18 protein-coding genes and 2 pseudogenes are annotated in these 22,146 nt (G+C 67.9%); 15 read left to right on the top strand and 5 right to left on the bottom strand.

All coding sequences use genetic code 11. The features are described from left to right. Positions 1 to 253, top strand: a pseudogene (locus KXR53_RS34675) (GDP-L-fucose synthase); the annotation flags it as partial. Between the two features lie 149 nt (positions 254 to 402). On the opposite strand, the gene KXR53_RS34670 reads toward KXR53_RS34675, so the two are convergent. Then, positions 403 to 1,488, bottom strand: coding sequence for an SDR family oxidoreductase (locus KXR53_RS34670; protein ID WP_437380184.1), 1,086 nt, complete (start codon positions 1,486 to 1,488; stop codon positions 403 to 405). 801 nt (positions 1,489 to 2,289) lie between these two features. Here KXR53_RS34670 and ccrA point away from each other — a divergent pair. The 9 genes from ccrA to KXR53_RS34625 all read left to right on the top strand — a co-directional run bounded on the left by ccrA (position 2,290) and on the right by KXR53_RS34625 (position 13,971). Then, on the top strand, positions 2,290 to 3,561 hold the full coding sequence (ccrA, locus tag KXR53_RS34665; protein ID WP_437380183.1) for a crotonyl-CoA carboxylase/reductase: 1,272 nt from the start codon (positions 2,290 to 2,292) through the stop codon (positions 3,559 to 3,561). 125 nt (positions 3,562 to 3,686) lie between these two features. Next, complete coding sequence (locus KXR53_RS34660; protein WP_437380182.1) at positions 3,687 to 5,774, top strand: AMP-binding protein; 2,088 nt, start codon at positions 3,687 to 3,689, stop codon at positions 5,772 to 5,774. 37 nt (positions 5,775 to 5,811) lie between these two features. After that, on the top strand, positions 5,812 to 9,672 hold the full coding sequence (locus tag KXR53_RS34655; RefSeq protein WP_437380181.1) for a type I polyketide synthase: 3,861 nt from the start codon (positions 5,812 to 5,814) through the stop codon (positions 9,670 to 9,672). A 112-nt stretch (positions 9,673 to 9,784) separates the two neighbouring features. Beyond that, positions 9,785 to 10,759 (top strand): beta-ketoacyl-ACP synthase III, encoded by a 975-nt coding sequence (locus KXR53_RS34650; RefSeq protein WP_437380185.1) that lies wholly within the window; start codon positions 9,785 to 9,787, stop codon positions 10,757 to 10,759. Positions 10,760 to 10,800: 41 nt separating this feature from the next. Next, positions 10,801 to 12,102: an acyl-CoA dehydrogenase family protein gene (locus KXR53_RS34645; RefSeq protein ID WP_437380180.1), complete on the top strand. Its 1,302-nt coding sequence runs from the start codon at positions 10,801 to 10,803 to the stop codon at positions 12,100 to 12,102. A 328-nt stretch (positions 12,103 to 12,430) separates the two neighbouring features. After that, positions 12,431 to 12,685: a hypothetical protein gene (locus KXR53_RS34640; protein WP_437380179.1), complete on the top strand. Its 255-nt coding sequence runs from the start codon at positions 12,431 to 12,433 to the stop codon at positions 12,683 to 12,685. Continuing rightward, positions 12,682 to 12,861, top strand: a complete 180-nt coding sequence (locus KXR53_RS34635) for a hypothetical protein (RefSeq protein WP_437380178.1) — start codon at positions 12,682 to 12,684, stop codon at positions 12,859 to 12,861. Before KXR53_RS34640 ends, KXR53_RS34635 begins: the two co-directional genes overlap by 4 nt. After that, a complete protein-coding gene (locus KXR53_RS34630; RefSeq protein WP_437380177.1) occupies positions 12,858 to 13,019 on the top strand; it encodes a hypothetical protein in 162 nt (53 codons plus the stop codon). The genes KXR53_RS34635 and KXR53_RS34630 overlap by 4 nt, the downstream gene beginning before the upstream one ends. 676 nt (positions 13,020 to 13,695) lie before the next feature. Continuing rightward, positions 13,696 to 13,971 carry a hypothetical protein gene (locus KXR53_RS34625; RefSeq protein ID WP_437380176.1) on the top strand — a complete coding sequence of 92 codons (276 nt, stop codon included), beginning with the start codon at positions 13,696 to 13,698 and terminating at the stop codon, positions 13,969 to 13,971. A 213-nt stretch (positions 13,972 to 14,184) separates the two neighbouring features. Here KXR53_RS34625 and KXR53_RS34620 read toward each other — a convergent pair whose 3' ends face one another. Next, positions 14,185 to 14,814: a hypothetical protein gene (locus KXR53_RS34620; RefSeq protein ID WP_437380175.1), complete on the bottom strand. Its 630-nt coding sequence runs from the start codon at positions 14,812 to 14,814 to the stop codon at positions 14,185 to 14,187. A 1,021-nt stretch (positions 14,815 to 15,835) separates the two neighbouring features. On the opposite strand from KXR53_RS34620, the gene KXR53_RS34615 reads away from it, so the two are divergent. Next, entirely contained in the window at positions 15,836 to 17,296 is a 1,461-nt protein-coding gene (locus KXR53_RS34615; RefSeq protein WP_437380174.1) for a PAS domain S-box protein, read from the top strand. Between the two features lie 244 nt (positions 17,297 to 17,540). Then, positions 17,541 to 17,723 carry a hypothetical protein gene (locus KXR53_RS34610; RefSeq protein ID WP_437380173.1) on the top strand — a complete coding sequence of 61 codons (183 nt, stop codon included), beginning with the start codon at positions 17,541 to 17,543 and terminating at the stop codon, positions 17,721 to 17,723. 464 nt (positions 17,724 to 18,187) lie between these two features. On the opposite strand, the gene KXR53_RS34605 is transcribed toward KXR53_RS34610, so the two are convergent. Beyond that, positions 18,188 to 18,856 carry a DUF2243 domain-containing protein gene (locus tag KXR53_RS34605; protein WP_437380172.1) on the bottom strand — a complete coding sequence of 223 codons (669 nt, stop codon included), beginning with the start codon at positions 18,854 to 18,856 and terminating at the stop codon, positions 18,188 to 18,190. A gap of 191 nt (positions 18,857 to 19,047) precedes the next feature. Here KXR53_RS34605 and KXR53_RS34600 point away from each other — a divergent pair, with 191 nt between their 5' ends. The 3 genes from KXR53_RS34600 to KXR53_RS34590 are packed head-to-tail and all read left to right on the top strand — an operon-like array spanning position 19,048 to position 20,965. Further along, the gene (locus KXR53_RS34600; RefSeq protein ID WP_437380171.1) at positions 19,048 to 19,554 is read left to right on the top strand and encodes a ferritin-like domain-containing protein; all 507 of its coding nucleotides are present in this window, start codon (positions 19,048 to 19,050) and stop codon (positions 19,552 to 19,554) included. A gap of 35 nt (positions 19,555 to 19,589) precedes the next feature. Next, a complete protein-coding gene (locus KXR53_RS34595; protein ID WP_437380170.1) occupies positions 19,590 to 20,633 on the top strand; it encodes a manganese catalase family protein in 1,044 nt (347 codons plus the stop codon). A 47-nt stretch (positions 20,634 to 20,680) separates the two neighbouring features. Beyond that, entirely contained in the window at positions 20,681 to 20,965 is a 285-nt protein-coding gene (locus KXR53_RS34590; protein WP_437380187.1) for a hypothetical protein, read from the top strand. On the opposite strand, the gene KXR53_RS34585 is transcribed toward KXR53_RS34590, so the two are convergent. Together KXR53_RS34585 and KXR53_RS34580 are read right to left on the bottom strand one after the other, a co-directional pair. Continuing rightward, entirely contained in the window at positions 20,962 to 21,345 is a 384-nt protein-coding gene (locus KXR53_RS34585; protein WP_437380186.1) for a hypothetical protein, read from the bottom strand. The genes KXR53_RS34590 and KXR53_RS34585 overlap by 4 nt on opposite strands. A 169-nt stretch (positions 21,346 to 21,514) precedes the next feature. Continuing rightward, positions 21,515 to 22,137 (bottom strand): annotated as a pseudogene (locus tag KXR53_RS34580) (transposase); the annotation flags it as partial. Positions 22,138 to 22,146 lie beyond the last annotated feature (9 nt).

Below are 22,146 nucleotides of genomic sequence, written 5' to 3'. Positions count from 1 at the left end.
GTCCGATATCGCGATCGCCGATCTGGCCGTCCTGATTGCCGCGGTCGTCGGATACCGGGGGAGCTTCAGCTTCGACACCAGCCGACCCGACGGCACACCTCGGAAGCTCCTCGACGTCAGCAAGATGGCGTCGCTCGGCTGGGCTCCAAAAATTGGCCTGCCCGAGGGCATCTGGACGACATACCAGCACTGGCTCGCGTCGGGAGGCGGCCCGCAGCCGGTCGCGCCCAGCGTCGTGCGCGATGTAGCCTGACGCATACCGATGCTTTCCCGGATCGCGCCGCCGGCGCATCGGCCCTCGATTATACGTATAGCTGCTTGCAATCGTCGGCGCTCTGTTTGCGAGCATGACCTCTCATGATTGCGAGCGCCTGCACCTATACGAACCTTTGGCACAAGACGTTAAGCGATCACGCGAGCGGCCTCTTTCACCGACATCCCGCAGTACCAGGCAACGAGATGACGCCATTGAGACGCGCTGAGCATGACGGGGCTGGTCTCGCGACCGAGGGCCGCATCCATCCGAGAGCGATGAAACGTCCAGTCCTCGTTGGCAAAGGGGAGCGTCCACTTGACGACCTGATGGGCCCTTCTGTCGAGCTGGGTTTCGGGCGCCCCAAAGCTGATCTGCACGCCGATGACTTCGCTGGCAATCGAAGCCACCTGCCGCATCGTGAGATTGCGGCCGCCGGAACAATGCAGGACCTCGAGATCGGATCCCTGATCGCCCCGTGACAGGAGTCCGACCGCATCATCGATCACCCTATCGACCGGGATGATGTCCGGGCGGCCATGCTCGGCGATGTTCAACCGGACTTCGCCGGCGCCCGCGTCGCCCGCCAGCTGGACGGCCTCCACATAGCCGTAGAGGCCGAAGCTGTTCCGGCGTGTCCAGCCGGTTCGGGAGTGCCCCACAACGATGGTCGGGCGGAAGATGGTGACCGGCACGCGAGAATCACGGTGCAGATGGTGCAGCCCATGCTCCGCACACCATTTCGTCGTCTGATAGGCGTTGATGCATGGGCTGCTGACGTGCAGCTCCTCCCTCACATCGCCGCCGCCCATCCCCGTCGTGTATGCTGTCGAAACGTAGTAGAAGCGCCTGCAGTTGGGCGCTCGATCCGCTATCTTGCGATACAGGGCGGTGGTGCCGCACACGTTGGTTTGAAAGGACTGCGGCAGATTCATGTTCCAGAAGGACATCTCTGCGGCGCAGTGCCAAGCGAGATTGACTGCGTTTAGATCCGCGTGATCGAGAGCAACGGCCAGGTCCGCACTCCCCGCATCGACGACCGTCAGGCGCCGCAGGGATTGCGGTCCAACGTCCACCTCGATGCCATCGGCGGCATCAAGTATGGAGTTCCGGGTTCTGCTGCCGTCGGGATCATTGCGGGATATCGAGACGATGGAGTTGCCGCGCGCCAATAGGGCGGCCGCTACGGCGCTGCCGATAAATCCTGTTGCCCCAGTTATGAGGATTGTATCCATTGTATCCTCGGCGATGGATATTGCACAACATTGGAGGCATGCAACGACGTCACGCTCGTTGCTTGAGCATCTCCATCCCCAGGTTATTGCCCGTCAGAAGATAGGGAGGACGCCGATCAGGCGAAGAAGAGAGCTATAGGTTCGGGATGTTTCCCATAATTGTTCTGGATCGGCAGCCTCGACTTCTCGCATGGCAATATATTTAATTATTGTTATTTGCATTACCCGGAACGATACAGTCCCTCAGCATGACCGTCAACCCAGAATATGACCAAATTCACACAACTTGGCGAAACGCGAAGCTTTCCGTTGGCGGGATTTTTGTTTCATTTAAGTAAAAATTCGGTGCCTGTAGAATCCCATTTGCGCGTGCAGGTTCTGTGAAGCCGAGGATTGCAGCCGATCGCCGGCAGGCTGCGGATCGGCGGCCAGAACGCCCTTGGCCTCGCTGGCTGAACAGATGGGCCGGATTTGAACGCCGACTGACGGTGGATCAGGAAATCCGGGTGCAACAAATTCATAAAATATACTTCAATGTCACCTCGAAATTGGATGATTTGACTAAATTGAATCAATAATTGAAGAAAACTGAATCAGATTAGCTTCCTAGAATCTGTTCATTTTTAGCTTGCCAAGTTCCGTCTCGGATGGCACATCTTCCATGCCGAAACTATTCTGACAGGCGTAAAGTCGTTAGAGTAGAGCGACGAAGAATATCGCCTAATTATTATGCGACCTGCCACGAAGGGCGGCAACGCAGGGTGTTGGGTTGGTCAGATCATTGACTGCATGAGGGGTTCGATGACCCTGATCCAGATCGAGGACGGCACAGATACGCGTCCACTGAACAATCCAATTTCGTTCGATCTCGGCCAGCCGATTCCACTGGGAGCCGTCCCGGAGCGGATGCATGCCTGGACGATCCGGCGAGAAACCCATGGCGATCCCACGACCGCCTTTCAGCGGGAGATCGTCGACGTTCCGGAGATCGGTCCGGACGAGGTCCTCGTCCTCGTGATGGCCGCGGGCGTCAACTACAACGGCGTGTGGGCGGCGCTCGGCCATCCGGTGTCGCCACTGGATTTCCACGACCATCCGTTCCACATCGCCGGCTCGGATGCGTCCGGGATCGTCTGGGCGGTCGGATCGAATGTCCGCAACTGGCGCGTCGGCGACGAGGTCGTGGCCCATTGCTGCCAGATTGCCGGCGACGACGAGGAGTGCAACGGCGGGGACCCGATGCTCTCGCCGACCCAGAAGATCTGGGGCTACGAGACGTCCTACGGTGCCTTCGCGCAGTTCACCCGGGTCCAGACGGCGCAGCTTCTGCCGAAGCCCAGGCACCTGACCTGGGAGGCGAGCGCCTGCTACACGCTGGTGCTGGCCACCGCCTACCGGATGCTGTTCGGGCACGCGCCGCATGTTCTCGGCCCCGGCAAGACCGTCCTGATCTGGGGCGCGGCGGGCGGCCTCGGCTCGATGGCGATCCAACTCGCCTCGATTGTCGGGGCCAGGCCGATCGCCGTGGTCTCCGGCGAGGCGAAGGCCGCCCATGCCCGCAAGCTCGGCGCGGCGGCCACCATCGACCGGACCCGGTTCGACTGCTGGGGAGCGCCCCCGCCGATCGGGTCGCCCGACTACGCGGCTTATCTGGACAGGGTCAAGGCGTTCGGACGGGCCGTGCGCCAGGCGGCCGGGCCCGGCGGCGAGGTCGACATCGTCTTCGAGCATCCGGGGCGGGACACCTTCGCGGTGTCGAGCTTCCTGGTGAAGCGCGGCGGCATGGTGGTGTTCTGCGCGGCCACCAGCGGCTATGACCTGACCTTCGATGCCCGCTACGTGTGGATGCGGCAGAAGCGGATCCAGGGCAGCCATTTCGCCAATCTGAAACAGGCGGCCGAAGCCAACCGGCTGGTCATGGCCGGCCGCATCGATCCCTGCCTGTCGGAGCTGTTCGCCTGGGACCAGCTGCCGGCGGCGCATGCCAAGATGCTGCGGAACCAGCACCTCCCCGGAAACATGGCGGTGCTGGTCCACGCCGCCCGCGCAGGAGACGGGGGCAGGCTGGAATGAGCCGCTGAGGACCGCCCGGCTGCACGCGGGGCGGATCATCCCACCCACGAGACGGACCACGGCCCGCCCCTTCTCGGGTGCAGGCCCCTGAGGCCGCGACCCTTCGGGCGCGCAAGGAGACCCTGATGGCGACGGACCCGCTGGCGAATGCCGACGATCGCTGGTTCTCGGATATTCTGGCCCGAAGAGCCGCGACCCATCCGGCTAAGGATGCGCTGGTCGTCGTCGGCACCGATGGCGCCGAGAAGCTCCGGATGAGCTATGGCGAGCTGCAGGCGCAGGTGGACCGGTGCGCCGCCGGGTTGATCGAGCGCGGCTTGGTCGGGCAGCGGGCACTGATGCTGTTCGAGCCCGGCGCGGGCTTCGTCGTGGCGTTCATGGCCTGCCTGCGCGCGGGGGTGGTGGCGCTGCCCTGCCATCTGGCCAAGCCGGGACGGTCCACCTGGGATCGCCTGATCGCCATCGTGCGGGACTCCGAGGCCGCCTGCATCCTGACGGAGGAGGCGTCGATCCCGAAGCTCACCGGCTGGTTCGCCGACAGCCCGGAGCTGTCGTCGCTGCCGATGCTCTCGCCGGGCGACCTCGATGCGGACCCCTCCGGCATCGGCTGGCAGAGGCCGTCGGCCGACACCCCGGCCTTCCTGCAATACACCTCTGGGTCGACCGGCATCCCAAAGGGCACGGTCGTGACCTTCGGCAACCTGATCGCCAACGCGGCGGTGATCGGTCCCCATTGCGGCTTCGACTTCGACGCCGTCGTTGTGTGCTGGCTGCCGCCCTATCACGACCTCGGGCTGATCGGGAACATCCTGCAGTCGCTGCTGGACGGGGCGCTGTGCGTGCTGCTGGCGCCGGTGTCGCTGATCCAGAATCCCCGGCGGTGGCTCGAGACCATCAGCCGCTACAGGGCCACGATCAGCATGGCGCCGAACTTCGCCTATGAGCTCTGCGTCCGCCGGATCCCGCCGGAGAAGCGGGACGGCCTCGACCTGTCGAGCTGGAGATCCGCCGTCAACGCCGCCGAGCCGATCCGCGCTTCCACCATCGCCGGCTTCGTCGAGGCGTATCGCGACCATGGCTTCCGCGCGGAGACGTTCCGGCCGGTCTACGGCCTGGCGGAGGCGACGCTGATGGTGTCGGTCGGCGATCTCGGCCGGCCAGCCCGGATGCTGTCGGTGGATGCGGGCGCCGTGGATGCCGGGCGGATCGTCCCGGCCTCTGGTCCGGGATCGCGCCCGATCGTCAGCTCGGGCAAGGTCCGGGCGCCGCAGCAGGTCTCGATCGTCGACCCCGACAGCCGCCAGCCCTGCGCCGAGGGCGTGATCGGAGAGGTCTGGGTGTCGGGCCCCTGTGTCGCGAGCGGCTACTGGCGCCGCCCCGAGGTCTCGGCCAAGACCTTCGGCGCGCGCCTGGCGGACGGGCAAGGGCCGTTCCTGCGGACCGGGGACCTCGGCATCGTCATCGACGACGAGCTCTACATCACCGGCCGGATCAAGGAGGTCATGATCGTCCGCGGCCGCAACATCTATCCGCAGGACATCGAGGCCACCGTGCAGCGGTCGCACGACGCCCTTAAGCCCGCGGGCGGGGCGGTGTTCTCGATCGACCGCGAGGACGGCGAGGCGATCGTCGTGGTCCAGGAGATCGAGCGGTCCTGGCTGGCGACGGCCGATCGTAACGAGCTGGTCGCCCGGATCCGCGACGCCGTCTTCCTGGAGCACGAGCTGGCGGTGGCGGATGTCGTGCTGACCAAGCCCGAGACCGTGCCGAAGACGTCGGCCGGCAAGATCCAGCGCGTGCTGTGCCGCGACCTCTATCAGCGCGGCGAGTTGGATCGGGCGATCCAGGGCCGGTCGGTGAAGGCCGCGCCGATCGTCGTGAGGCCGGCAGACGCCGCCGACGCTGCCGTGCCGGCACAAGCGGCGAGCACCATTCCCGCATTGATCACGCGGTGGGCGGCAGGCCGCGGGTTGCAGATCCCCTCGGCCGGCCAGACCTTCGCCGAGGCCGGCTTCGATTCCGTCTGCGCCGTCGAGCTGATCCATTTCCTCGAGACCGAGTTGGGGCTCGAGCTCGACCAGACCCTGCTGTGGACCTGCACCACGATCGAAGTCCTGTCGCGCCACCTGGCCGCGCTCCGGGCCCCCGGCGCCCCGGCCGGAGCCAAGCCGTCCGTGCCGGCGCAGCCGATCGCGGACTCGGCCAACTGGTAGCGGGCCCAAGGTGCAGGCTGAATTGGAGGCAAGGCCGATGGACACCCAGCCGGCACGCGGCGCTCCGGTCGACCCCGTCGCGATCATCGGCATGGCGTTCCGGCTTCCGGGCGACAACGACACGCCGGCCGCGTTCTGGGAATTCATCAGATCGGGGAGGGTCGCCATTCGCGAGACCCCGCCGGACCGCTTCGACATCGACGCCTGGCATTCGCCCGACCCCGACCGTTCCGGGACGACCTACTCGCGGCGGGCCGGCTATGTCGGCGATCCCTACGCCTTCGACCCGGAGTTCTTCCGCATCTCCCTGGCCGAGGCGCTGGAGATGGACCCGCAGCAGCGCTGGATGTTGCAGCTGTGCTGGGGCGCGCTGGAGCATGCCGGGATCGTGCCGTCGAGCCTGCGGGGGCGGCGCGTCGGCCTGTTCCTGACGGCCGGCGACGTCGACTATGCGCGCCGGACCATCGCCTCCGGCGACCCGCACCGCATCACCGCCTGGGGCAAGCTCGGGGCCAACCGCGCGGTCGGCGTCGGCCGCGTCGCCTTCACGCTCGGGCTGCAGGGCCCGGCGATCTTTCTGGACTCGACCTGCTCCTCCTCGCTCACGGCGGTGCATCTGGCGGCGCAGAGCCTGCGCTGCGGCGACTGCGACCTGGCGATCGCCGGCGGCGTCAACCTGATCCTCGGGCCCGAGGAGACGATCGGCTTCGCGCGGCTGCAGGCGATGTCGCGGACCGACACCTGCCGCACCTTCGACGCCCGGGCCGACGGCTACATCCGCGGCGAGGGCGGCGCCGTCGTCGTGCTGAAGCGGGCCGGCGATGCGATGGCCGATAAGGACCGGATCGAGGCGCTGCTCGTGGGTTCCGCCGTGAACAACGACGGCGCCAGCAACGGCCTCACGGCCCCGAACGGAGCGGCGCAGGAGGCCGTGATTCGGCAGGCGCTGGCCCAGGCCGGCGCCTGCCCGGAGGACGTCGCCTATGTCGAGGCCCACGGCACCGGCACGCCGCTCGGCGACCCGATCGAGCTCTCGGCCCTGCGGAACGCCTACACCCGCGATGTGCCGCGGCGCTCGCCGCTGCTGCTGGGCGGGCTGAAATCCCAGATCGGCCATCTTGAAGGCGCCGCCGGCATCGCCGGGCTGATCAAGGCGATCCTGGTGCTGCGCCACCGGCATGCGCCGGCCCAGGCCGGGTTCGACACCCCCAATCCGCGGTTCCGCTGGGACGGGGCCGGGATGGAGGTGCCGCGGACCGGCCGCGACCTGCCGGCCGAGGGCGGGCTGGTCGCGGTGAGCTCCTTCGGCATCAGCGGCACCAACGCCCATGCCGTGATGGCGCCGGCGCCGCCGGCCAGGCCGGCGCAGCAGCCGGACCGGATGCGGGTCCTGACGCTCTCGGCACGGTCGCAGGCGGCCCTGGGCAGGCTCGCGGCCGCCTATCAGGAGCCGCTGGGGCCGTCTGGACCGGGGCTGCGCGAGCTCTGCTACACCGCGAGCGTCCGGCGCGAGCATTGGGACCGCCGCCTGGCGCTGGTCGGCGCCACGCGCGAGGAGATGGCGGCGGCTCTGCGCGAGCATGCGGCCGGCGTGCCGTCCGGCCGGTGGCATGCCGGCACGGCGGCGCCGAAGGGCCGGCTGGTGTTCCTGTTTCCCGGCCAGGGCGGCTGGCGGCCCGGCGTGGGCGGAGGCCTCTACCGCGACAACCCGATCTTCCGGTCGGCCGTCGACGATTGCCTCGCGCGCCTGGCTCCGGATGTGGCCACCGAGGTGCAGCGGGCCATCCTCGATCGCGATCCCCGCCGCGCCAGGCACGATCCCGGCCAGCTCGCGCATTTCGTGGTGCTGCACTCTCTGGCCCGCACCTGGATCAGGCTCGGCGTCAGCCCCGACATTGTGATCGGGCATTCCCTGGGCGAGCACGCGGCGGCGGTCATCGCCGGCGTCATGTCGCTCGATGACGGCCTCAAGGCCGTGGAGGTCCGCGGCCGGTTGTTCGAGACGCTGCGGCCGCACGGCGCGATGCTGGCCGTGGCCGCCGGCGCCGAATGGCTCGAGACGGTGTTCCCGCTCGGCACGGAGCTGTTCATCGCCGCGATCAACGGGCCGGAGCAGACGGTGCTCAGCGGCACGGCCGCGGCCGTCGCCGAGGCCGAGCGGGCGCTGGCGGATCAAGGCATCCGGGTGTCGCGGGTCCCGACCTACGACACCCCCGGCCATTCGCCGCTGCTGGCGCCGATCCTGGCGCCGTTCCGCGACGCCCTGGCGCCGATCCGGCTGCAGGCGCCCGAGATCGAGCTGATCTCGACCGTCACCGGGCGACGCGCCGGGGCCGAGATCGCCACGGTCGACCACTGGGTCGACATGGTCGAGCGGCCGGTGCGGTTCCGGGCGGCGCTCGACGCCATCGCCGCGGACGGCGTCGCCTTCCTCGAGGTCGGGCCCGGGAAGGCCCTGTCCAACCTGGCGAAGGCGGCGTCCGGCGACTGGACGCGGGCGATCTCCTCGCTCTGCGACGGCCCGGGCGGCGACGAGGATCCGGAGCCCGACGGCCTGGCCCATGCCTGCGCCCGCCTGTATTGTGCCGGCCATTCCCCGGACTGGGCGCGCCTCTACGGCGCCCCGCCGCCGCCTGCCGAGGCGCCGACCTACGCCTTCGACCTGAAGCACATCGAGCTGCCGGCCGTCGGGCCGCGGCCGCACGCCGATCGTCTGCAGCCGGCGCCGGTCGCCATAGCTCACGGCGAGGGGTCGGACGAGACTGCGGCTGCCGCCTCGGCAGACACGTCGGCCGCCGACGTGCTCGCCTCGGTGATCGACATCGTCCGCCCCGTGGTCGGCGACGCGGTCGACGCGGATGCTGATGCCGCGCTGGTCGCGCTCGGCCTCGACTCGCTGGCGCTGACCGCGATCCGGGCCCGCCTGCAGCAGGCCTTCGGGAAGGCCGTCCCGCTGGCCTGGTTCGCCGCCGGCGCCTCGCTGCGAAGCATCGCCGCCTTTTATTCGGAGGACGGGCCGGCCCCGAACCAGGCGGCGTCAGCGCCGGCGGAGGCCGCGGTCATGCCGATGCCGTCGGCCCGGTCGACGGATCCCTCCGGCCACGTGCTCACGCTCCGGGACGGCGCGGGCCCGCTGGTGGTGCTGATCCATCCGGTCGGGGGCGACGTGCTGTGCTACGGCGATCTGGCCGCGGCATGGCCCGGCGACGCCCGGATCGTCGGCGTCCGGCACCCGGAGGCCGAGGCGGACGACGTCCGGCACCGCTCTCACCGCGAATTGGCGGCACTGTATCGCCGGGCCCTCCTCGACATGGCCGGCAGGGTCCCCGACATCATTGGCGGCTGGTCCTTCGGCGGGGCCGTCGCCCAGGAGATGACCGCCCAGTGGGAGGAGGAAGGCGCGCATATCGCCGGGCTGGTGGCCATCGACAGCCCCCTGCCGGACGGCGTCTATGCCCGCCGGGTCCGCCGCCTGCTTGATGCCGTGGGCAGGGTCGAGGATGACGGCACCCTGGCACTGATGGTCGCCCATCCGGAGTTCCTGGCGGTCTTCGACGAGCAGCACGGCCTGGGCCGGCTTCGCGCCATCGCCGACCCCGCCACGGTGGAGCGCGTGTTCCGGATCCATGCCGCGAACGCCGCCGCGCTGGCCGGACACCGGCCGCGGCCCGTCCGGGCGCCCCTCTCCTACGCGCTCGCCCTCCGCGCCGAGAATGCCGCGAGCTCCGAGGCGGCGGTCCGCCCGCTGCAGGCGCTCTCCAACGGACCGCTGCGGATCCTGGGCTTCGACTGCGATCACTTCTCGATCATGCGATCGCCCGCGGTCGAGGCCGTGGCCGGCTTCCTCGGAGCGGCGGCGAGGCCGACCGCCCAGCCCATGCCCCTGGTGGCCGAGTGACGGGACGGTGATGATGGACGAGCTCGACACCCTGGTCCGCGGCCGCGCCGACGGGCCAGGCGCCCCGGCGCAGGCCGCCGGCATTTCCCCGGACACCGAGGCCGGGCCCGCCCTGGTGCGCCGCGCCCGCGTGATCGGCTGTGGCTCGGCCCTGCCCCACCGCCGCATGACGAATGCCGATCTGGCGCAGCTGGTCGACACCTCGGATGAATGGATCGTGCAGCGATCGGGCATCCGGGAGCGCCGGATCGCCGCGGAGGGCGAGACGACGTCGGACCTCGCCGTGGCGGCGGCCCGCGCCGCCCTGGGCCGGGCCGGGATCGCCGCAGCGGAGCTCGACCTGCTCATCCTGGCGACGACCACGCCGGACCGGACCTTCCCGGCCACGGCGGTGCGCGTACAGGCGGCGTTGGGCATGACCGGGGGCGCCGCCTTCGACGTGCAGGCGGTGTGCTCCGGCTTCGTCTATGCGCTGTCGATCGCGGACGCCATGATCCGCCAGGGCCAGGTGCGGACGGCCCTGGTGATCGGCGCCGAGACGTTCTCGCGCCTCCTCGACTGGTCGGACCGGGGCACCTGCGTGCTGTTCGGCGATGGCGCCGGCGCCGTCGTCCTGCAGGCCGGCCTCTCCGATGCCGGCGCGCAGGGCCGCGGCATCCTGTCGACGCATCTCCACTCCGACGGACGCCATGAGGACAAGCTTTATGTCGACGGCGGCCCGTCCTCGACCCGCACGGTGGGGCATGTCCGGATGGACGGGCGCGAGGTGTTCAAGCACGCCGTGGCCAATCTGGCGGAGGTGGCGGAGGAAGCCCTGGCGGCGAACGGGCTGACCGCCGCGGACATCGACTGGCTGGTGCCGCACCAGGCCAACCGGCGGATCATCGAGGCCACGGCGCGCAGGCTGGAGCTGCCGGACGAGAAGATCGTGCTCACGGTCGACCGGCACGCCAACACCGCCGCCGCCTCGATCCCCCTGGCCCTGGACGCTGCCGTCTCCGACGGCCGGATCCGGGAGGGCGACCTGGTCCTGATCGAGGCGATGGGGGGCGGCCTGACCTGGGGCGCGGCCCTGATCCGCTGGTAATGGCTTGGTCGTTGCGATGCGCGTGACAAGAGGGACGCGGAATGCAGAAGTTTCAGAATGTGGCGGTCCCTCACCTGGGATTTGGCGGGCTGGACGCCGACCTGACGGATGAGGAGCGTGATCTTCAGCGGAAGATCAGGAGCTTCGCGCTCGATGTGATGCGTCCCACCGCCGCCAGGCTGGACCCGATGGCGGCGGTGGATGTGGTCGCTCAGGGATCGCCTCTCTGGGAGTACCTGGCGCGCTTCGACGATCTCGGCATCAACCCGGCCTGGCTGGCGAAACTCGGGCCGCATCGCCTTAAGCGCATGCTGCCGCTCGTGTTCGAGGAGCTGGCTTATGGTGATGCCGGGCTCGCCGTCGCGGCCTTCACCTCGAGGATGCCGGCGGCAACGGCCGCAGCGACCGGTGACCCGGAGCTGGTCGAACGGTTCAGTCCGCTGCGGGGCTGCTGGATCGCGATCCTGGCGGACAGAGGCTCCGACGCCATCGACCATGCCGGGTTCGAGCTGGCGAAGGGCGCCCGGCAGTCGGAGGGCAGCCTGCGCGCGGTGGTGCGCGGGTCGGAGGTGGTCCTGAACGGGGTGTCGTCCGACTGGATCTCCTGCGCGCCGATCGCGGAATGCGCCCTGGTCCATTGCCCCGCGGATTACGGCACCGGGATCACGAGGCCAGACGGCGGAGTGTCCGGCATCGCTCTCTTGGTCCCGTTCGACCTGCCGGGGGTCGAGCGCGGTCCCCCGGTCGAGAAGATCGGCCAGCGCGCGTTGCCGACCGGGCACGTCCGGTTCAGCGATGTCCGGGTCCCGGCCCGCTATATCGTCCGGGGCCGGGACGAGTTCTATGCCTCGTTCGCCGCCACGCACACCTCCGGCGCCATGAACGTCGCCGCCATCGCCACCGGCGTCGCCAAGGCGGCGTTCGACTGCGCCCTCCGATACGCCCGGTCGCGCGAACAGGGCGGGGCGAAGCTGATTGCCCATCAGCATGTGAGATGGCGGCTCTGGGAGATGTGGCGGAAGCTCGAGATCTGCCGCGCCTCCGTGCGTCGGGGAGTGGCCTACAATTTCTCGGAGGAAGGCCCGCATCTTCTCGCCTCCATCACCGCCAAGACGACGGCGACCCAGACCGCCTTCGACGTGGCGATGGAGGCGATCCAGATCTTCGGCGCCAACGGGCTGTCGCGGGACCATGTCGTCGAGCGGCTGCTGCGCGACATCACGGTCTGCCTGGTTCAGGGGGGCGAGAACCACTCCTTAGGCCTTCAGGGCGGGAACTGGCTGTTGCATTCCCTGGACGCAAGCGAGATCGCGAACCAGACGGTCGGGCGAGCCGCTGAGTAGGCGAACGCCCGCTTGCTACAGTTACTTTCGGGAGCGGAAGTAGGCGCCCCCCATCCCAAAGGTCACTTCTCACCGATTCTACCGAAGTCGGCTGCCGAGAGAGCGCTGATGTGATGGCGATCAGTGCCGCCGGTAAGCCGAGGTCTCTCAGGCCGGTCTCGGCTCCAGCATCGGTATGAGTTTGGCGAGCTTGCGGATCTTCTTGGCGGCGGCGAGATCGAACTCATCCGGTCCCGGCCAGGGAGCCAATGCGCGACGCCGACCGGGTAGAATCGCATCCGGGTCGGCGTGGACGGCGCCGCGGCGACGGACAATCCGGAGGGGGACGATGCAGCACCAGGACCTGATGCTGCTGGCAGCGAGACCCGCTGCGGGCCGCCCCGCGGTCCTGCAGCTCGGCATCGCTCATCCCGACGCACGGATCGACCGCGAGGACGGCCGCACCACCCGCGGCCGGCCGCAGCGTCAGGCGATCGCGGCCGGGCGCCTGGCGCCGCGGCCCGGCGTCCGGCACCAGCTGGTGGTCACCGGACGCGACCGCGCCCCGCTCGGCTGCGCCGTGCTCGCCGGCGGCGGGCAGTGACCATGCGCCAGCATTGCGGCCGCCCCGAGCGCTTACTGCGCGATCATGCCGACGATGACGGGCTCGGCCGGGCGCTGGCGGAGGGGACACCGGCGGCGATCACCGACGCCGTCGCGCGAATCCGGGACGCGGAGGCGGCCGCGCTGGACCAGTTGCGCACGCTGCTGCGGCCATGACCGACCTGGTCGAGGACGCTGCCATGCCCGAGGCGATGGCTCCGGCCGTGCCGTGGACGCCGCCGGCGGGGCCGGCGGCCCTGAGCGAGGCGAAGATCGCCGAGATCAAGGCGCTGGCGAAGAAGGCCGACCAGCTGGTCGAAGCCTCCCTCTCCTAGAACACGCGCATCGCTTACGGCAAGGCCTGGCGCGCCTGGAGCGAATGGTGCCTCGGATTTGGCCTCGACCCGACCGGCGAGGACCCGGCGGCCGCGGCCGACGAGCGCTGGCTGGTCATGCACCTGACCGCCCTCTCGGAAAAGCGATCGCTCAACACCATCCTGCTGCGTCGGGCCGGAATCGTGGCGTTCCGCAAGCGGCTCAAGCGGCCGCTCGCGCTCGACGACGCCGAGTTCGAGGCCTTCCTCAAGGGCCTGCGCCGCACCATGGGCGCCCGTCCGGTGCGCAATGCGGCGCTACTCGAGCCGAACCTGCGCGCCGCCTCCCTGGTGCTGACCCCGAGTGCGCATCCGGATCTCGCCGGCCTCGGCAGCGGGGGAGGGGAGGGGCGTCGGGCCCTGCGGGACATGGCGCTGCTGATGATTGGCTATGCCGGCGGGTTCTGGCGGTCCGAGCTCGCCGCCTTCGATCTTCGCGACCTGTCTTTCTCCGCCGAGGGGGGCTTGTTCGTCGGCCGCTCCAAGGCCGACCAGGAACGCCACGGCGCCGAGATCGGCATCGAGGCCGTGCCCGGCTCGCCGCTCTGCGCCCTCACCGCGTTGCGCCCGCTGGCTCGGGGCCCGCGGCGATGCGCCCGGGGCCTTGTTCTGCCGCCTCGACCGCGGCGGCCACTTGGTGGCCGGCGCCCACGGCCGGCTGCTACCGGTCGACCCGGCAACGATCGCCCGACTGGTGAAGCGCGCGATCGCCCGCACCGGCGCCGACGCGGGGGAATTCTCCGCGCACGCCCTTCGTGCCGGGATGATGACGGCGGCGGACCTGCTGGGGATCCCGATGGAGAAGGCGACGGAGCCCGGGCGCTGGAAGAGCTGCAGTGCGGCTCGGATCTACCGACGGCATTCCAGCCTGTGGACGGGGAATTTCACCGCCAAGCTGCTGTCAACCGAGTAGAGGGTCGCTGTCTGGATCGTCCCCATTACGGACGTTCGCAGGCCTCCTGGGCTCCTCAGAGCGGACACTTCCGCCAATGCATCCGCGCCCGAAAGCGGTCCTCTCGCGGGCGGATTAGGCGGTCTTCGCTCACACGACAGCTGTGGTCAGGAGCCGGAGCTGGGCAGCACTCCCGAAGTCTGGGTCATCTCCTTCTCTGATACTATTTCGCAATCACTTTGTGATTGCTGCGGTAGTCTGCGGCGCCGGCTCGCGAAGCGTGATCACGACGAAGCGGTCAAGCAGCAGCACCACGACGGCGACGGCGAGCAGCACCAAGACGAGATCCCGCCAGCCAGGCCGCCTAGTTTCACGCCAACTCGGTGCGGCGGGCGTCGGCTCGGCCGCGGCACTGCGACTGGACACACTGCACTGCATGGGTGGCAGCGCGGGGGCTACCGCCGCGATGGCCGCACTAACCACTCGCTGCACCGCGATCTTAACAACCTCGGTGAGCTGAGCGCGAACGGCATCGAGGACGATCGAGCCGCTCCAACTCAGGATGGCTAGCGTCCCGAGCATGACAAGGCTGCCCGAGCGGAAGCGGATTTCCGCCTGTACCGAGAGGAATGGATCTGGAGGCATCATGGCGAGCATCTCCCGCTCGATTTCTCGCGCGAGATCATTTGCCTTCTCGTTTAGCCGCTTGACCGGAGGAGGCTGCTCTTCACTGGCACTGCTAGAACCGGAACGCGCGACTTGGGCACGGAAGAGCTCGGACATGCGCTGGGTTAGTGTGCGATCGCTTGGAGCCTCTGCCTTACCAAAGATGGAAAATAAGAGAACCTCTGCAGCTTCGGCCATGGCACCCCTCCCGGCGCGGCCTGATAACAAACGCACATCGTATGCGAAAAACTGAGAAGATTATTACCACAAATCTCGCCTCAAGGCAGCTCCTCCTCGTGGAAGCCACGCTCTCGCGGTTGAAGCGCATTTGGTGATCGCCTCCGCGGGCGGACTCTGTCCGCACAGCAGGTCGAAGCAATAACCGTAACCCGGCACTCAATCGGATGACCGATCTCGGCATGCCGATCACCGAGCGGGCATTCCGTGTCAAAGCCGCCGAGCCCGAGCGCCGACTTTCACTTGAGCCGGGCGATGAATCACATTGTTCAGCCACCGCAGCTAGAAGGATGTGAATCAGAACCGATGGTTAACCCGGCCAACTGGCATCAAGTGCATGACTTCGCCGGCAAATTCATTGCTTCCATTGGGGATGTCATCGACGCTGGGATGCTCAGCATCATCGCGAACAGCATTGCTGCATCATCGCAGGGTCGGCGGCGGAAGGTGAGGCGGGCCGGCTCGCCGAAATCCTTATAGCAACGGCTCGCCGAAATCCTTATAGCAACGGTATCACGCGGAACTGATGGGGCAGGGTGACCTGTGGCTGCCGGAGAGCCCGTCATTTAAGCGATCCGCCGGCCCAGCCGTGGCTTCCATCCGCCGCCTTCAGCAGATGCGTAGGAATGGACTCAACTTGAAGTGGGGCCGCCACCCCGAATCCATGGATAGCTATGAAGATCTTCACGTGCCAATGAAAGAATAATGCTCGGAGCCTCATTAAACCAACGAGTCGCCGCGTGTCAGGTGATGTCGGAGGTCTGACGCGAATAACCTCAGATGCTAATTTTGGAGCAAATCTTATTGAAGCGATGAAGAAATTATCGTCTTCGACATGATTTTTGGCGTCGGAGGCCGCCTCGTGCGTTGTTGAAGGGCGCGTTATGGTGAACTAAATTCAGAATGGGAGATGGCTGGCTGCGGCGACTCCTCTCGGCCCTCGGCTTCGGCGCGGGCAAGCGTCACATAGGAGGGTTACGCGATGGATCACCTCACCAGGGCTGCGTCACCCGTAATATCGTTGCCACTGCGGCCGGCCGTCCCTGTCGAGCAGGGGCTGGCGCATGACCTTCTCCAAGCGCTTCCGGCCGCCATCTACACGACCGACGCCGAGGGGCGCATCACCTTCTACAACGAGGCCGCGGCCGAGCTGTGGGGCTGCCGCCCGGAGCTGGGCAAGAGCGAGTTTTGCGGCTCCTGGAAGCTGTACCGGCCGGATGGCACCCCGCTGCCGCACGACCAATGCCCAATGGCGCTGGCGCTGAAGCAGGGGACGGCGATCCGGGGCATGGAGGCGGTGGCCGAGCGGCCCGACGGCTCGCGGGTCCCGTTCATCCCCTATCCGACGCCGCTGTTCGACGCCTCCGGCCACCTGGTCGGCGCCGTAAACATGCTGGTCGACATCACGGAGCGGCACCGCGCTGAGCAGCAAGCGTTGGCCGAGGCCGAGGAGCGTGCCCGCGGCGAACAGGCGGCGCAGCGGCTCGCGGCGATCGTGGAATCCTCCGACGACGCGATCGTGGCCAAGGACCTGAACGGCGTCATCACCAGCTGGAATCAGGGGGCCGAGCGCCTGTTCGGCTATGCTGCCGAGGAGGTGATCGGCAAGCCGATCACGATCATCATCCCGGAGGACCGGCAGCACGAGGAGCCGAAGATCCTGGCCCAGATCCGCCGCGGCGAGCGGGTCGAGCATTTCGAGACCATTCGCCGTCGCAAGGATGGCAGCCTGATCGACATCTCCCTGACGATCTCTCCGGTCCGGAACCGGAAGGGCGAGATCGTCGGCGCCTCGAAGATCGCCCGCGACATCACCGAGCGGAAGCAGGCCCAGGAGCGCCAAGTCCTGCTGCTGCGGGAAATGAGCCACCGGATCAAGAATCTGTTCGCCCTGGCCGGCGCCGTCATCACCCTGAGCACCCGCACCGCGCACTCGCCGGAGGAGCTGGCGGAGCAGGTGCGGAAGCGGCTCGGCGCCCTGGCCCGCGCCCATGAGCTGACCCTGCCGGATCTGAAGCAGGAGCAGGCGGCGACGTCGACCACCCTGCGGGCTCTGGTCCACACCATCTTCTCGCCCTATGAGTACGGCCTCGGCGATCGAACCACCATCGACGGGCCGGAATTGACCATTGGCGGACATGCGGTGACCAGCCTGGCGCTGCTGCTGCATGAGCTGGCGACCAACGCCACGAAATATGGAGCTCTATCAGTCGCCTCCGGCCGCATCGCCGTCACTTGGACGGTCGAGGATGCAACGCTGTCGCTGCGTTGGGTGGAACGTGGAGGGCCGCCGGCCGAAAGCGCGGCCAACGGCGAAGGTTTCGGCACCTGGCTGGTTGACGGCACGATCAAAGGTCAGTTGCAGGGACAGATCTCGCGTGAGTGGGGCGCCGACGGCCTGTCTATCCTGATGTCACTGCCACTGCATCGCCTGACGGAGTGACAGGTGCCAGCGTGCCTAATGCCGGTCCGTTTGGGAGCAATTGTTCGGGAACCATCTGTATGCCGGCCATCCTCGTCGTGGAAGACGAGCCCTTCTCAAGGATGGTCGCCGAGGCCGCTGCTCGGGAGCTCGGACTGGTTCCGCTGGCCGCGCAGAGCGGAGAGGAGGCGATCGCTCTGGCCCAGGCCCGGGAGACGCTGGAGATCTTGTTCACCGACATCAACATGCCTCCTGGCCCCGCGAAGTGCGGCGGATCCATCCCGACATCCAGGTCATCTACACCAGCGGGCAGGCCGGGCAGGAGGACTGCACGCAGTTTGGCGTGCCGGGGGCCCTCCTGCTGACGAAGCCCTACACCTCCGGCGAACTGGCAGTCGCGATCACCGAAGCTGGCTTGAAGCTCAACATTCGGACGCTGATCGACTGAAGTCGAATCTGCGCTGCCAGGCCCCGGCCGGATGGATGGAGGAAGGACAACCCCATCCTGACCAGACAATGTTTCCGCGAGAAACCTGGCGATCAGCGGACGCCGCCGCCATCCGCGTTGGAGAACCGGGCGAGGTGGCCGGTATCGGCAGATATCGTTGAAAAAGGCCCCAACGACTACTTGGAGCGCAAATTCGAGCAAGTTTGCTGCAGGCTGGGTCGTCATCCGGCATCTTTGGCGCGACACACATCAGTTTTCGGACTCTTTTGTTGCGCGCGGAGATGACGCTCCGACTTTTTCAATGATATCGACGCCCTCCCGCCGGCCGAGCTGTCGGGGAAGAGAAAATCGAGAGCTCAGGCCAGAGGAGCGGGTGCTAGGCCCTGCCCCAACCCGATGCAGTCGGCCGGGACGCCGGAGTCGCCGACCAGTAGCGCGCCGTGGCGGTAGAAACTCCATCGCTGCTACGGCGCGACCGCCACCACGACAACGCCCATAGCCGGGTCGGACCAGACCAGCCGGGCCTCGGCGGCGGCGAGCGCATCGAGCACCTGCTGCGGCTCCAGGCCGGGCCGGAATACGACGGTGTTGAAGGGCTGGCCCGACGGCGGGCGCTGCGCCCAGGCGCCGGCGGCCCCGGTCAATCCGGCAAGGAGCAGGAGGCCGACCACGAAGCCCGCGGGCCGCATCGGCCCGCCGTCACCGCGCCGCAGCACGAACCACCCCAGCGCCAGCGGCAGCAGGCCGAAGACGGCGAACCAGAGGAGGTCCCAGGCCAGCGGGCTGGCGCTGTCGACCTTGATGCGGTGGATGCCGACCACCCAGTGCGACAGTAGCGCATCGACAACGTGCCAAAGACCGAAGCCGGCCAAGACGGCGCCGTAAACTCGCTCACCGCGCTCATCCGACCGACGTGCCCGCCACAGACCCCAAAGCGCGATGGCGGCGATCACATACATGAGCGCGTGAAAGTACCCATCCCACAGAACCTGCATGCGCAGATCGCCGATGCCCGGGACCAGGCTCAGCAAATGATGCCACTGCAGGATCTGGTGCAGCAGGATGCCATCGAAGAAGCCGCCCAGCGCGAAGCCTAGCGCGATGCCCCATCTTGTTCGCGGCGACGGTCCCATGGCGGCCTCCCTTCAACCGGGCAACGTGCGCAGGGGCCGTTCGGCTCCACCGGGACAGATATCCGTCTTCTGGGTCACACCGACAATTCAGCGCTACGTGGCCGCGGGGAAAGCGCCTCGATCCGGAGGCGGAACGTGTCGCCCGCCGCCTCCATTGGCACCCTAGCGATTCCCTATCACAGGACACCGCCATGACCGACGCCCGCGAGCATCTCGTTCACTGGCTTCGCGACGCCTACGCGATGGAAAGCCAGGCAGTCTCGCTTCTCGAAACCCAGGCCAGCCGCCTGGAGACCTATCCCGAAGCCCGCGCCAAGGTTCAGGCGCACCTCGAGGAAACTCACCGTCAGCGCGAAGCAGTCGAGGAGTGCCTGAACAAACTGGGCTCTGACGCCTCCACCCTGAAAGACCTGACGCAGAAGACCATCGCCAATGTCCAGGGCCTGTTCCACGCGATGAGCGAGGACGAGGTGCTGAAGCACGCCCTGGGCGGGTACTCCTTCGAGCAGTTCGAGGCGGCGAGTTACCGCATGCTGGCGGCGGCGGCCCGCGAGGCCGGCGAGCCCGGCATCGCCGAGACCTGCGAGCGCATCCAGCGTGAAGAGGAGGATATGGGCGACTGGCTGTGGGAGCAGATGCCGATGCTCACACAGGATTATCTCGCCCGCTCGGAAGCGGGAGCCACCGCCAAGCGCTGACCCCGGTGGACCTCACCCTTGCCAAAAGGTGCTTCATGTTCATCCACATCAAGCAGTTGCAGTTCAACGCCCGCGTCTCCGGGCCCGATCCGCGCTTCGCCCGGCTGCTGCTGGAGCAGTTCGGCGGCGGCAACGGAGAGCTCAAGGCGGCGATGCAGTACTTCGTCCAGGCCTATGCCGCGCGCAAACCCTATCCCGACAAGTACGACCTGCTGATGGACATCGCGACCGAGGAGCTGTCGCATCTGGAGATCGTCGGCGCCACCATCACCATGCTGTTGAAGGGCGTGAACGGCGAGCTGAAGAACGCGCTCGACGTCAGCGGCCTGCCGAGCCTGCGCGAAGGCGGCAGCGCGGTGACCGACGGGCTGATCCACGAGGCGCTGGCGATGCCACACTTCGTCACCCTCAGCGGCGGCGGCCCGCTCCTGGAGGACAGCCAGGGCAACCCCTGGAGTGGCGCCTATGTCAACGCCAATGGGGACCTGACGGTCGATCTCCGCTCCAACATCGCCGCCGAATCCCGCGCCAAGATCGTCTACGAATACCTGCTGAAGTTCACTGACGATCCCTATGTGCGCGAGACCCTGCAATTCCTGATGACCCGCGAGATCACGCATTTCCGGCAGTTCGAGGCGGCGCTGGAGACCATCCAGCCGAACTATCCGCCGGGGATCCTGCAGGGCGATCCGCGACACGTTGCGACCGCCTTCAACATGTCGCAGGGCGAGGACCAGCGCGGTCCTTGGAACGAGGGTGCCCAGGCCCCGTTCGGCCGCGACTGGCTCTACGTCTCCGACCCGGTCGCCAATGTCGGGGTGACCCAGGGCGAGGCCCTGCACGGCGACCGCGACGTCGAGGATGGCGGCGGTCGAGACGACATCGAGAAGAAGCTGAGCCGGCAGCGCAGCGGCGAGATCTCGGCGGCCGAGGGCGAGCCCGGCGATCCTTGGTCGGACTATGACGACATCCCGCACCCGCTTTCCTGGGACCCTTCGGACGACGCGTCCTCATCCGGCGGTGGGAAGGCGCGGGGCAGGAAGAGCGGGCACTCCGGCCGGGCCGGCCGAACCCATTGATCATTGGCCGCCCCGGAAGATCAGAGGGGCCGGTCAGGAGTGGCACCATGGTCGAGACTCACGGCAGCATGAAGTCCCCCGCATCCGCCCCGGACGAGAGCGGCGACCCCGGCATCGGCGTCGAGGATAAGGCTGGCACGGACGACGCCGCCAACTTCGAGACGAAGCTGTCGCAGCTCCGGCGGGACATCGCCAAGCTGCGGGAGGACGTCGGCGCCATCTCCCAATCCCCGGCCGTGAAAGCTTCTGAACTGATGCAGCGTCGTCCCTGGTCGGCGATGGCTGCCGCGCTGTGCGTGGGCGTGTACCTGGGCCGCAGGATGCATCGTTAACCGCGGCCCTGTTCCTTCGGATCGTGAGCTTTCTCGCTTTCTCGGGCCGCGGCATGGATGTCGGGAGCCGGCATGCGGCAGACGGAACGCTCGGCCAGCGGGTGACCGGAGGAGATGAGGTCCGCTGAGACGCGGGCGATCAGCTCCCTCAGCCTCCGGTTCCTGATGGCGCTTCGGGCGTCGTCCACCGTGAACCAGCGGACTGCGCGCTCCTCCCGCTCCGGAAACCGCTCCAGCCGTTTCTCCACAGACATGACATAGACGGCGACCCGGCAGTGGAGGCGTCCCCGCGCCTTGCGCTTCCGATGCCGAAAGTGGCCGCGGCAACGGCCCTCGATCGCCCCGATCGCGCCGGCCTCCTCGACGCCTCGCGGCGGCATGGTGCGGGGCCAGGCGCTTCATCAGATTGCCCTTCGGGATGATCCATTGCCGCGACCGGCGGCTGGTGATCAGCAGGACCCCGAGGGTGCCGTTCTCGTCGAAGCGGACGGGAAGCGCGCCGACTTTCAGCCTGATGGTCACCCCAACGGAATTCCTGACATTTCCGCCCTTCAGCGCCCCCGTCCACTGCAGCCGGGTCCGACCGCGGGACGAATCTGGGCTTGGCCTCGCTGGCGGCGCCCCAGGCCGCCTCGTCCAGCGTGTCGAGATACTCCCGGACCGAGCGGCGGGTCGCCGCCATCGCCTCCCAGTCGACCGCCTCAGATCTCTCGGCCGCGCGCTGCCTGTTGGCACCCGCCCGGATCAGGCTGGCGTCGGTGATCGAAGCCGTTGCCGCCGACCAGCCCGGCCTCGATGCAACGCCGCACCGTCGTCTCGAACAGCTCGCGCAGCAGGTCGCTGTCGCGGAAGCGGCCGTGGCGGTTCTGCGAGAAGGTCGAATGATCCGGAACATCGCCCTCCAGGCCGAGCCGGCAGAACCAGCGATAGGCGAGGTTCAGATGCACCTCCTCGCACAGCCGGCGCTCCGAGCGGATGCCGAAGCAGTCCCCGATCAGCAGCATCCGGATCATCAGCTCCGGATCGACCGAGGGTCGCCCGATCTCGCTGTAGAACGGCCGCAGATGCGCGCGGATGCCGGCCAGGTCGACGAACCGGTCGATCGAGCGGAGCAGGTGATCGGCCGGGACGTGCCGCTCGAGGTTGAACCCGTAGAACAGCGCCTCCTGCATCACCGTCCG

This window comes from Inquilinus limosus (assembly GCF_051487185.1).
Lineage (GTDB): Bacteria > Pseudomonadota > Alphaproteobacteria > DSM-16000 > Inquilinaceae > Inquilinus > Inquilinus limosus_F.
The sequence above is the reverse complement of the archived record's forward strand: the minus strand, read 5'-3'. Positions and strand labels throughout refer to the sequence as shown.